General features: G+C 48.0%; 10 protein-coding genes and 1 tRNA gene. 9 read left to right on the top strand and 2 right to left on the bottom strand.

Annotated elements, in window-relative coordinates; all coding sequences use genetic code 11:
- The first annotated feature begins 81 nt into the window (after positions 1 to 81).
- Positions 82 to 1488 (top strand): MATE family efflux transporter, encoded by a 1407-nt coding sequence (locus LLG46_14590; GenBank protein ID MCE5324524.1) that lies wholly within the window; start codon positions 82 to 84, stop codon positions 1486 to 1488.
- Positions 1489 to 1522: 34 nt separating this feature from the next.
- Here LLG46_14590 and LLG46_14585 read toward each other — a convergent pair.
- A tRNA-Val gene (locus LLG46_14585) sits at positions 1523 to 1597 on the bottom strand.
- Positions 1598 to 1720: 123 nt separating this feature from the next.
- On the opposite strand from LLG46_14585, the gene LLG46_14580 reads away from it, so the two are divergent.
- From LLG46_14580 to LLG46_14570, 3 genes are all read left to right on the top strand, one after another.
- On the top strand, positions 1721 to 2077 hold the full coding sequence (locus LLG46_14580) for a hypothetical protein (protein ID MCE5324523.1): 357 nt from the start codon (positions 1721 to 1723) through the stop codon (positions 2075 to 2077).
- Positions 2074 to 3936, top strand: a complete 1863-nt coding sequence (locus LLG46_14575; protein MCE5324522.1) for an ASKHA domain-containing protein — start codon at positions 2074 to 2076, stop codon at positions 3934 to 3936. Before LLG46_14580 ends, LLG46_14575 begins: the two co-directional genes overlap by 4 nt.
- 136 nt (positions 3937 to 4072) lie before the next feature.
- Positions 4073 to 4708 (top strand): corrinoid protein, encoded by a 636-nt coding sequence (locus tag LLG46_14570; GenBank protein MCE5324521.1) that lies wholly within the window; start codon positions 4073 to 4075, stop codon positions 4706 to 4708.
- Between the two features lie 196 nt (positions 4709 to 4904).
- Here LLG46_14570 and LLG46_14565 read toward each other — a convergent pair whose 3' ends face one another.
- Complete coding sequence (locus tag LLG46_14565; GenBank protein MCE5324520.1) at positions 4905 to 5753, bottom strand: hypothetical protein; 849 nt, start codon at positions 5751 to 5753, stop codon at positions 4905 to 4907.
- Between the two features lie 212 nt (positions 5754 to 5965).
- Between LLG46_14565 and LLG46_14560 the strand changes: the two genes are divergently transcribed.
- The 5 genes from LLG46_14560 to LLG46_14540 are packed head-to-tail and all read left to right on the top strand — an operon-like array spanning position 5966 to position 11789.
- Positions 5966 to 6391: a hypothetical protein gene (locus tag LLG46_14560; GenBank protein ID MCE5324519.1), complete on the top strand. Its 426-nt coding sequence runs from the start codon at positions 5966 to 5968 to the stop codon at positions 6389 to 6391.
- Complete coding sequence (locus LLG46_14555; GenBank protein MCE5324518.1) at positions 6392 to 6793, top strand: hypothetical protein; 402 nt, start codon at positions 6392 to 6394, stop codon at positions 6791 to 6793.
- A complete protein-coding gene (locus LLG46_14550) occupies positions 6777 to 8888 on the top strand; it encodes a YfhO family protein (GenBank protein ID MCE5324517.1) in 2112 nt (703 codons plus the stop codon). Before LLG46_14555 ends, LLG46_14550 begins: the two co-directional genes overlap by 17 nt.
- Positions 8885 to 10480 (top strand): hypothetical protein, encoded by a 1596-nt coding sequence (locus LLG46_14545; GenBank protein ID MCE5324516.1) that lies wholly within the window; start codon positions 8885 to 8887, stop codon positions 10478 to 10480. The genes LLG46_14550 and LLG46_14545 overlap by 4 nt, the downstream gene beginning before the upstream one ends.
- On the top strand, positions 10470 to 11789 hold the full coding sequence (locus LLG46_14540; protein MCE5324515.1) for a hypothetical protein: 1320 nt from the start codon (positions 10470 to 10472) through the stop codon (positions 11787 to 11789). Before LLG46_14545 ends, LLG46_14540 begins: the two co-directional genes overlap by 11 nt.
- Positions 11790 to 12098 lie beyond the last annotated feature (309 nt).

Below are 12098 nucleotides of genomic sequence, written 5' to 3'. Positions count from 1 at the left end.
GTTCCACTCTATACAGTACCTTGGACAAGACAATCCACACCGGCAATAACTCAGCAGAGGCGGTGATGACAGGAAGTAATAATGATGCAAGAAACACATGACAAGACCGCCAAATACACGCCGGGCAGCGTCAGAGAACTGCTGGTAATAGCCCTACCGATGATGGCATCGAGTGTATGCGACACAGTGATGACCTTCACCGACAGGCTGTTTTTGTCGAAGCTGGGTTCTTCACAAATGAATGCGGCGCTTGGCGGCGGAATGACCAGCTTCATGCTAATGACGTTTTTCATCGGCCTGATCGGTTACAGCACTGCACTCATCGGTCAATATTACGGTGCGGGTCGCAAGAACAATTGTGCGATAGTCGTCACACAAGCAGCGGTCATTGCGCTGGTGGCTTATCCGATAATACTTCTAATTGCCCCGTTGGCCAAGGCTTCTTTTCGATCTTTCGGCATTGCCTCCGAACAGCTGGGTCCGCAGATTATTTATTTCAGTATAATGATCTATGGCACGATCATTGGTCTTATGCGCAATGTTTTCAGTTGTTTCTTTTCAGGCATCGGCAGGACCCGCACTGTGATGGTCGCGTCAGTGACTGCCATGGTGGTCAACATTTTTGCAAACTACGTTCTTATCTTTGGTCATTGCGGTTTCCAGCCGATGGGGATCAGAGGAGCGGCATATGGAACCATAGCAGGTGGCCTGAGTGGTCTATTGATCCTGATGACGGCATATTTCTTCGGTAACAAATACAAGGAATACAGCATTGGAAAATCATACAGATTCGATCTTGACGTGATGCGCAAACTCCTCAAATTCGGATACCCGGCGGGGTTGGAGTTCTTTCTCACGCTCTCCGCATTTACTGCGATAATCATGCTTTTTCAATCACTGGGTCAGACAGTTGCCACAGCCGCCACAATCACTTTCAACTGGGACATGGTCGGGTATGTTCCTCTGATCGGCATAGAGATAGCCGTAACGAGCCTGGTAGGGCGCTATATGGGAGCCGGGCGACCCGACACAGCGCATCATGTGGCGATGTCGGGCATAAAGGCCGGGATACTGTTTTCCGCAGTTATGATGGTGCTTTTTTTGACTATACCATACCCGCTTATCAATATCTTTCGACCGGACGTAAATGACACTGTTTTCACGAATGCCATGCCTCTGACTGTCTTCATGGTCCGGTTAATGTCGCTGTATGTGCTTCTTGAGGCGATCATAATTGCATTTTGCGGGGCTTTGCGAGGTGCGGGAGACACATTCTTTGCCATGTGTATGTCCGTAATCCTGCACTGGCTGATGGTTGTAATCCTGTTTGTCATGTTTAGGGTGATGCATCTCAGCGCTCAGGCAGGCTGGGTGGCGATGATATTGTGGTTTATGGTGCTCTTTATTGCTTTCTGGATGAGGTATCGCAGCGGCAGGTGGCGTGAAATAAAGGTGATTAATAACGAGGAGCCTGCCACTCTGGAGTAACAGCGAAATTGCAGGCAGTCCATCACAAGAAGCGTGGTGGGCGATACTGGGTTCGAACCAGTGACCTCTTCGGTGTGAACGAAGCGCTCTCCCACTGAGCCAATCGCCCGAATGTGTTTTGTGCTCGGATATTATACCCCCATGCTCAAAAAGAGTCAAGTAAACTTGATTTGAAGTCGATATGCTGATATACTGCATCCAAGCGCGGTTTTGCGTGCCACCGAGGAAAGTCATGGGGCAGATAGAAGAGCACATAGAGCGCGGCGTCAGCCTCAAAAACGATGGGCGCTACGATGAAGCTCAGTCGGAACTCAAACATGCTCTCGAGATTGACGCTGAGAGCGTTGAGGCGCACAGGCAGCTCGGGCTAGTTTACGGCTTCGTAGGCCTGTTCGATGAAGCCATAGAAGAGCTGACCGTTGCCGTACGCCTTGACGAGGGCAACCTTGGCGCACGAAATGACCTTGCGCTGACATACTCGATGCTGGGAATGTGTGACGAGGCAAGAGCGGAGTTCGAGGCCGTGCTTTCGGCCGATCCGGAAAACGAGACCGCGAAGAAGAATATAATGTATTTCGTGCAATTATGAGCAAAGATAAATTGGTAAAGGTGATATTTGAGCCCGATGGGATGGAAGTAATGGTCCCCTCGGGCACATTGCTATCAAGGGCAGCCGCCGCGACAGGGCGAGGAGTCGAGACGCCATGCGGCGGTATGGGCATCTGCGGCAAATGCAGGGTAGTCGTGCATGGTGATGTAACGGAGCCGGACCCCACCGAGCGCGAACGCCTGACCGCTGATGAACTCGCTTCGGGTGTAAGACTGGCATGCATGACGAACGCATTGGGCGATGTGACTGTCGAGATACCCGAGTCCAGCCGCTCACTGGTTCAGAAGATACTGAGCAGAGGTATTCATAAAGAGTGCGCGGTGCTCTCGAACGTCGCCAAAGTCTATTGCGAGCTTCCAGCGCCCAGCCTTGAAGATGAGCAGGCCGAGTTCGAGCGGCTTGCAGTTAGCTTGAAGTCCCGCGACATACATCTTCAACCGAGCCTGAATGTAGTGCGCACACTCTCAGCCGATATGCGCAGTGCGGACTACAAAGTCACTGCAGTAATTTTTGATGATGAGCTGATCGGGGTCGAGCCGGGGGATACCACTGATAAGTGTTACGGCATTGCCTATGACCTGGGCAGCACGACCATAGTCGGCTATCTGATGGACCTGACGACCGGTCAGGAGATGGCGGTATCGTCTGTGATGAATCCCCAGATGGCCTACGGCGACGATTTGGTCTCCCGTATCAGCTTTGCCACGACTCAAGATGACGGCGCGAATATATTGCAGTCCGCTGCTGTCGGTGCTTTGAATCTTATTGCGCATGATCTTGCCGATAGTTCCGAAATATCGCTGGACAATATATATAAGGTAACTGTGGTCGGCAACACATGCATGACCCATCTCCTGCTTGGGATCGATACTACGAGTCTTGGCCAATCGCCATATGTGCCGTCCATATGCGCAGATATCACCGTGCGCTCACATGATCTGGGCATTGAGGTCAATCCCGAGGCAAAAGTAGTCATATTGCCCAATATTGCGGGATTTGTCGGGTCAGACACTGTGGGGGTGCTGCTTTCGAGCCTGTATGAGGATAACGGCAGCGTCCGGCTTGCGGTCGATATAGGCACCAACGGCGAGATGGCATTGATACACAAGCAGCATCTGTATGTATGTTCGGCTGCTGCCGGTCCCGCGTTTGAGGGGGCGGGCATAAGCTGCGGCATGCGCGGCGCTCCGGGCGCAATCGACAGCGTGATTATAGACGGTGATGTCCATATAACTACAATTCATAATAAACCGCCGGTTGGGATATGCGGGTCCGGCTTGGTGGATGCAGTCGCGCAGATGCTGGATGCGGGAATTATCGATGAGAGCGGTCGAATGGTTTCACCCAGTGATGCAGCCAATCTGCCGGATGCAATTCGAGCAAGGTTGATTGAGACTGAGTGCGGGGTCGAGTTCGTATTGGCAAGCGAGATGCAGTCCGGCTCGGGCAAAGCCATTACTCTTACATCCGGCGATATCCGTCATATGCAGCTTGCAAAGGGTTCGATCCATGCCGCAATCCAGACGCTGATAAAGACCGCAGGCATCACCGATTCCCACCTGGATCAGATAATGCTTGCCGGTGCGTTCGGCAGCTATATTCGTGTCGAGAGCGCTATTCGGATAGGTTTGATTCCTGATATTACGCCTGAGAGGGTCATATCGATCGGCAATGCGGCAGGTGCAGGCGCAAAGCTGGCTTTATTGTGTGAAAAAGAGATGGAACTGGGCAGGCAGTTGGCGCAAATGGCTGAGCATATCGAGCTTGCCGTATCGCCATATTATCAGATGGAATTGATGGAGAGAATGATGTTTCCAGGCGCAGGAGCAGTTTTATAAGTCAAATATTTTGCATTTTTTCTCAAACAACCTTGCATCTGATGTGCACAATGGTTATACTTATGGCGAAACAAAACCGGACAGTGGTAATATGAATCACCATTGTCTGATGTCAGCAATTTAAGGAGGAGCTAGATTGGCTGATATGGAAGCACTGGCGCAGGCCATAATCAATGGCAAAGCGCCGGACGCAAAAGAGATTACAGAGAATGCGCTTGCCGAGGGGATGAACCCCGGTGACATTCTGAATAACGGTCTTGTGGCCGGTATGAATGTTGTGGGCGCAAAGTTCAAGAACAATGAGTTCTATGTACCGGAAGTGTTGATTGCCGCTCGTGCTATGAAGATGGCAATGGAGGTACTTCGTCCGAAACTGGCTTCGAGTGGTGTCGAGGCCAAGGGCAAGGTTGCGATAGGCACGGTAAGCGGTGACCTTCACGATATCGGCAAGAACCTGGTCGCGATGATGCTTGAGGGCGCCGGTTTTGAAATTGTCGATCTCGGCGTCGACGTAAAGCCTCAGACGTTTGTTCAGGCGATTAAGGACGGCGCAGACCTTGTCGCGCTTTCTGCTTTGTTGACGACCACCATGCCTGCAATGAAAGAGACCATTGAGGCGATGAAAAATGAGGGAGTCCGTGACAGGATCTCTGTTATGATCGGCGGCGCTCCAGTCACTCAGAACTATGCCGACGAGATCAATGCCGACGGCTATGCTCCTGATGCGGCGAGCGCAGTCGACAAGGCAAAAGAACTTCTCAAGATAGCGTAAAAAAACAGGTAATAGGGATCAGGTATTAGGAAATAGGTGGTGCAACTTGCACACTATTACCTGTTTCCTAATTCCTATTACCTACTTCCTATTTTGATCGTCCGGGGTATTCTTGCCCCGGACGGTTTTGTTTCTACCTCATATTTCTTAAATCTTGATATATATCGTCCGAGGTATTCCCAGAGCCAATTCCCTATCAGACCGCCATACCATCATATGCAATTTCGTATCCAAACTGCTTAGCATAATTAGAAAGCTCTGTATATGGAGGGTTTCCTTCATGTGATATATGTGTTGCGAGTATTCGGGCATTATCTGATAATAGGTTTTGCTCTTTAAGCAGCTCTAATTGCTCAATAAATCTATTTGCATTAAGATGACCTCCACTATCAGCGTTTGGACCGTAGGTATGGTCTAAAATAACGACATTAAAACGCATCTTCTTATTAACAAAGCTTGTTATGACGTCTTTGCGAAATGAATCGGTATCAGTTGCATAAAGTAAGGTAAAATCATCTTCAGATATACTATAAATGAGTGAATCTGCGGATTTGTCGTGGTCGCTCGAAAATGCCGTGATTTTATAACTACCTGCCACGAAAGTTTGCTGGGAAACTACTGGATTAATTTTGAGGTTCATTTTCTTCTGTTCTTTAAGATCAAACAGGTCTGCAACGTAGCCTTCATTCTTGAGCATTTCAGACATCTTTGTTAGGGTTGCCAAAGATGCATAAATCTCTAGTGGCGGGGTACTTACTCCCATATATTCCGGTATTCGAGTTGTAAGATGTGAAGGATCAAAATGGTCAGAATGAGGATGGGTTTGCAGACAGTACCTAATATCGGCAATTGATTTATTATACATAAATGAAGCAGATAATACGTCTGGCCCCAAATCTATAAGTAGATCGTCGTTAATGATTATCGACGACCTTTTTCTTAGATTTTTTCCTCCTAGTTTTCTTGCCTCTTTGCAATAATCACATTGGCAAAAAGCCAAAGGATATGAAGTTGCAGCAGCAGTCCCTAAAAAAATTATTTTCATATAAACAGTATATCATCTTGCATTGTTGAGTACAAAGAAACAGTTCCCAAAGTGCAACAAATACTGGCCTATACTTAGTGGACTTACGATTACCTTGATCTTGATCGTCCGGGGTATTCTTGCCCCGGACGTCCTTTGTTTTGACTTCAGACTTTCCTAAATCCCCATCTTGGTCTATAATTGAGTCAACACTATTTTGGAGGTTACTGCTCGTGCAGGGCAATCTCACTCCGGCTTCATTCGGCATCATCTGTATTGCAATAACCCTCGGTGCATTCGGCCAGGTATTTCTCAAGCTCGGCCTCGGCGCAAAGAAGCTGGCGTCAAGCTCGATGATGCAGACTTTCATCAATATTCTTCACGCGATGATGGCTCCATATGTGCTCCTTGGGCTTGGGCTGTATGTGGTCAGCACTCTGTTTTGGATTGTCGTGCTCAGCAAAGTAAGGCTGAGTGTCGCATATCCACTGATAAGCATGAGCTATATTCTGGTGGTGATACTTTCGGGGTGCATGCTTCATGAACAAGTGAACTGGATGCTGGCCGGCGTCGGTCTGGCTCTCATTTCAATAGGAGTATCTTTCATAGGTGTAGGATTGGGCCAGGCGAAAGAAAAGCCCACTCAGGAGGGCAGTTAAGTGCAGGGCAATCTCACACTAGGTTCATTCGGTTTGATGTGCGCATCGGTCACACTGATGGCGACCGCACAGGTGCTGCAAAAACTGGGTCTTGGCAATGTTAACCTAATCGGCGATTCCATAGTCAAGACGCTTTTCAACATCGTGCGCGCGATGTTTACTCCACGCGTTCTGACCGGATTATTTTTATATGTGATAAGCGCATTTTTATGGATACTGGTGCTCAGCAAAGTGAGATTGAGCGTGGCTTATCCGATGCTCAGCATCAGCTATTTTCTGGTCGTGATTCTATCGGCAACTGTTTTGAAGGAACGGGTCAACTGGAAACTGGCGGGGCTGGGGCTGTTTTTCATCTCCGCCGGGGTTTCATTTATCGGGTTTGGACTTGGACAAGGACACTAAAAGTATTAGGATCAAAGGCCTACTGCCGTATGTGCTGTTTTTGATACTGGTGTGCATATTCCTCTGGAGGCCTATATTTAGAGGAGATGCTCTGCTGCCTGGCGATTATCTGGCTCAGATGTCTCCATGGAACAGCGTCACAAAACCCACAAGTCCGCCTCCTCAGTGGAACGCTCTGCAGTGGGACGCAATCGCTCAGTTTTACCCATGGCGAGTTTTCTATGCCGAATCGATACGAGCAGGTCATATTCCGTTGTGGAACCCACATCAGTTCTGCGGCACACCGTTCCAGGCGAACGGCCAGTCGGCAGTGCTCTATCCGGGCAATCTGCTGTTTTTGATCTTCGATCCGATCACCGCATTTACTATATTTGCCGCACTGCACCTGTTTCTGGCTCAGGTGTTCACCTATAAGTTTATGCGTGAACTCGGCGCAGGGCTGCTGGGCGGTATAGTATCGGCGATATGCTTTACATTCAGCGCATTTATTGTGCTGTGGCTGGAACTGCCGACTTTTATAAGTGTAGCAGTATATCTACCTTTAACACTTTTTCTTATACACAGGTCTGTCGAGAAACGATCCACTTTTTATGCAATGCTCGCCGGGGGATCTTTGGGTTTGGCATTTTTGGCCGGTCACTTCCAGATAGCGTTTTATGTAGCTATGGCGTCTGTGCTCTGGTGGATATGGAAGTGTATCGGCAAGTGGCGGTCAGATGGTCTGAATAATTCTGCAAAATATGCCATGCTTCAATTCGTTGTGTTTGTGGCGATTGCGTTTCTCATATCGGCTCCGCAGATACTTCCAAGTCATGATCTTGCGCAGCACTCCCATCGTATCAGGCAGGTAACGGGTGCGGGTTATGCTTGGTTTATCGGCAACGCCCTGAAACCGTATCGCTTAATTACTATGTTCGTCCCCAATTTCTTCGGTAATCCGAGCAAAAACACATATTTCCTGGGCAGCGCCGCTGATTTTATGGAGTACGGACTGTATATAGGCATATTGCCATTGATGTTTGCGATAATCTCGCTTGGCCGGGTAAAAGACAAGCCGTGCATAGGTTTCTTTGCTTTTCTTGCACTATTTGCGCTGCTATGTGCTCTGGGCACACCTATAAATGCGCCTTTTTACTTCTTCATACCAGGCTTTAGTGCTTTCGGCGGACCCAACAGGATCTTGCTTCTTTATTTCTTCAGCATAGCCGTAATGGCAGGCTTTGGAGCGGATTATTTTGCTGAACGCGCGCAGGAGAAAGTGTGTGTGCGGGGCAGGGAATTGATGTGGGGTGAACTCGCCGCACTATTTGCTTTTTTGATTGTCGGAGTGTTTTTTGCCATAACAAATATACTGGGTGCAAGTTATATTGCAGGTATCATAGGCAAATCATTTTCTGGTCTGGCCGGTCCAAATGGAAGAATATTCACGGTTTTGATTCTGGTTTCGCTGGGTCTGCTGCTTGCGAGAAGTAGAGACACTGTCGCCCGCTCTATGTATCCCGTGATGGTTGTTGTCTTAATTGCTGCCGACCTCTTCGCTTTTGGAGTCAACTATAATCCCACATGTTCCCGATCAAAAGTGTATCCCGATACGCCACTTACGAAGAAACTCCAGTCACTAACAATGGACGGCTCGCGCATAGCGCCGATCAATCCGAACTGGAGCCTATACAATACTCCCGATGCCATTCTTCCGCCAAATGCCGCAATGGTCTACGGGCTGTATGATATGCAAGGATACGATTCGTTGTTCACAAAGTCATATAAGGACTGGTCGAGCAGGATTCAGGGCGGGGACTCCAGCCCACAGGAAAACGGCAATATGGTGCTAATGCGCAGATACACGCCGGATGTAGGCCGCGCAGCGAAGTATATCTTGTCACGTGATGAGATAAATGATGCTTCACTCAAACTGATCAATACGATTGACGGAGTTCGCATCTATAAATCGCTCAACTATATTCATGCACAGCCCCCGAAATGGACCATGGGCTTCCGCGCATTCTATTTCGGCCTGTACCTTATGCTCATCGGTGTCGGCACGATCTGCGGAGTTGGCACATATCGCTTCCTGAAGTATAATCGTCATAGATGATGGAAAAGAGCAGCAGGTCCGAACGAAACTGGGTGTTTATGTGTGCGGCAGCTATCATGCTGCTGACCACTCTGCCGTATATCTTTGGTTTGTTCCTCACTCCAAAGGGCTACCATTTTCTGGGTCTTACTCATAATATCGACGATGGCGCGGTCTATCTTTCTTGGATGCGTCAGGCAGCCGATGGCCATTTCTTCATACGCAATCTATTCACCAACGATCCCCAATCCGCCAAAGCGTTTAACATTCTCTTTCTGGTGATGGGCAATTTTGCTCGGGTCACGCACCTGCCGCTGATTATCGTTTTTCATCTGTTCAGAATAGTCTTTGGCTTTGGTTTAATTCTGGCGATATGGAAGTTTTCAAAGCTCTTCCTGTATGAGTCAAAGCAAAGAATTGTATTGATGGTTTTGGTGGGTTTCTCGTCTGGAATTGGTTGGTTGGTGTCTCCAGGTCAGCTTCCACGCTCAGTTGACCTGTGGCAGCCAGAGGCTATTACGTTTCTTTCCATATATCTTAATCCTCTGTTTCTGTTCAGTCAGATATTAATGTTGGGAACGTTTTATTATCTGATTCTTACCGAACGCAATGGTCGGGTGCGCGATGCTGTTACAGCTGGTGCTTACCTGTTGATTTTGGGAAACGTTCATACATATGACATTCTTACTATCGCATGTATATGGGTGGCTTATGTTGTAAGTCATGCAATTGTAATGAAGAAGTTTCCAACCAGGACGATTGCATTGAGCATTCTTGCGGCGTTAATAGCCATTCCATCAACAGGTTATCAGTTCTATTTGTATTCAGTTGATGCGGTATATCGTGCTCGTGCAAATTCAGGTGCTCCATCGCCCGAATTCTGGTTTCTCTTATCGGGTTACGGGCTTATCCTTGCAGGAGCAATAGCGGGTGTCGTGCTATGGTCGGCAGGAGGGCGATGCCGGGGCAGATTGTCATTTTTTTTCCCCACGGTATGGGCGCTTGTAGGTTTCTTGGTCCCGTTTATACCAATCGCACAACAGAGAAAACTTGTGATGGGTCTGCACATACCATTGTGCATACTCTGCGCATATGCCGTTGGTCGATTGCTGTCGTCCAAAGCGGCAAGCAAATACAAATATATTCTTATAGTGTTGATATTGCTGACCGTGATAAGCAATGTTCGGTTTGTAGCAACTGATGTCAATATGCTATTGGATGGCATAACAGTTCCCGGATACCAGACATATATGAGCAAGCAAGAATGGGGTGCAATGCATTTCCTTGAAAGGCGCGCTAAATGGAACGATAGTGTTCTGGCTCCACCAACATTTGCGTTGTTTACTCCTGCGTTCACTGGTGTGCAGGTATGCTATGGCCATTGGAGTGAAACACCAGATTATGCTCACAAAGTGCGGTTTTTCCATCTGATGGAGAATAACCTGATCCCGCTCAACATTTGTGAGCAGTTCATTCAAGAAAGTAAAGCCGATTATGTAGTAATGATCGATAACAAACATTCATATAAGCTGGAGAAAATAGGTTTGAGACCTGTCTATAGACGCGGTCAGGTAATTGTGTTCCGTGTGAATAATGGAGCTTATGATGAATAAGTCTGTTGCGGATGTGATTACAAATGTTGCACATCGCTCGACTCGGCGAGGGACATTACTGTTGTTTGCGGTGTTTTTATGCGGAGGGATCATATACAGTCTCGTTCTGCCATTGGGGCTGTCGCCAGATGAGGCGGCACATGTTAAATATATCAAGTATATGGCCCGCACCGGCAGTCTGCCGATATGGAAGCCGGATGGAGGTGGTGAAGCGGGCTACGAAAGTCAGCATCCTCCGTTGATGTATGCAACAGGCGCTGTAGTTTATCGAGCTTCAAGTTTTTTGCCTGAGAATTGGCGATGGCAGATTCTCAGGTGGTATTCATTACTGATTGGTGTTTGTCTATTTTGGGTGGCTCGGGGATTCTTTCTAGATTATTTCAAGGATCATAATGAGCTTGCTCTTGTGCCTTTGGCGGCATTAAGTGTCACGCCTCTTGTGCTGGAATATTCGTCTTATCCCAATCCAGACATTATGTGTGCTTTATGGTCGACACTTGCTTTCTGGATGGCAATGAGGGTTGCCAGAGGAACAGCCAGGCGATCCGACCAGGTGATTTTGAGTATAGCGCTTGGCTTGGGACTTCTTACCAAACTTACTGCACTTTCCATGGTGCCTGTAGTGGTGCTGGCATACATTTTTGCGCCTGCCGCTGAAGCTTCAAAGAGGTGGGAGAAGTGCAGACTTGGAATTTTTGGAACATTTCTAGCCGCTATGATACTGGCAGGCTGGTGGTATTACCGAAACGGCTTGTTATATCATGTGGTTTTTCCGCACACTATAAGCAGTGTTCTGCCAGGATGGCCGCTTCTATTGGTGTCCGGAAAGGCCGGGCTTCTGATATGGACAACACTCTTTGGTACGTTCGGGAGTTCATTTGTAGAGCTTGGTTGGATGCCATTCCCACTGATAACGCTGCTGCTATGTGGGGTTGTGTTTTGCGTGATTGTTGCAGCAGTTTTGACATCGTTACGTAGACATAGCGCCAAACGTAGATCAGCATGTGATCCGGCACACTGGCTGATGGGGGTATTGATTATGTCCATCTTCGTCTCCCAGCAGTATCAGGCCTGGTTTATAGATTTCGCTTTCAGCTTCGGCGGCCGCTATATGATGAGTGGCTTGGCTTGTTCATATGGTCTCATTGCTTTTTCATTGGCTGAAAACAAGCGCAGAAGATTATACTATGGCTTATGGATTGGGGCATTGCTTACTATGGGAGCGCTAAGTGTTGCATATCTGGTGTTGAGTCATAACATGGTGGTTGTGCCTGGCTGGCATCTGCTTAAGTTGACGATACCCTACTAGGTAAGGTCAAAAAAAACGCAGAAAGTCTCCGAATTCGATTGACAAGGCTGATCCAGGGTGGTATTATATATCTCGCGCCTGGGGGTAGACACCTCCTGGTAAGAGCGAAGTTCTTTGAAAACTAAATAGTGCAAGCGTGAAATAAGGTTATGAGTTTCAGCCTGCTATTGCAGGTGTTGGTAAAGTATGAACAACAGATAGACTCTCTTGAGTTGTTTATCTACGTTTCTTGCGTAGTGACATAAATATTCTTATGGAGAGTTTGATCCTGGCTCAGGACGAACGCTAGCGACGTGCCTAAGAAATGCA

Source organism: bacterium (genome assembly GCA_021371935.1).
Classification (GTDB): Bacteria; Armatimonadota; UBA5829; order UBA5829; family UBA5829; genus UBA5829.
Note: the sequence above shows the minus strand (reverse complement) of the source record. Positions and strands in the feature narration are given on the sequence as shown.

Bases quoted from the DNA above. Each gene is read 5' to 3' on its own strand.
- LLG46_14540 (MCE5324515.1), top strand. From the start codon at position 10,470: ATGATGAATAAGTCTGTTGCGGATGTGATTACAAATGTTGCACATCGC.
- LLG46_14545 (MCE5324516.1), top strand. From the start codon at position 8,885: ATGATGGAAAAGAGCAGCAGGTCCGAACGAAACTGGGTGTTTATGTGT.
- LLG46_14580 (MCE5324523.1), top strand. From the start codon at position 1,721: ATGGGGCAGATAGAAGAGCACATAGAGCGCGGCGTCAGCCTCAAAAAC.
- LLG46_14565 (MCE5324520.1), bottom strand. From the start codon at position 5,753: ATGAAAATAATTTTTTTAGGGACTGCTGCTGCAACTTCATATCCTTTG.
- LLG46_14575 (MCE5324522.1), top strand. From the start codon at position 2,074: ATGAGCAAAGATAAATTGGTAAAGGTGATATTTGAGCCCGATGGGATG.
- LLG46_14590 (MCE5324524.1), top strand. From the start codon at position 82: ATGATGCAAGAAACACATGACAAGACCGCCAAATACACGCCGGGCAGC.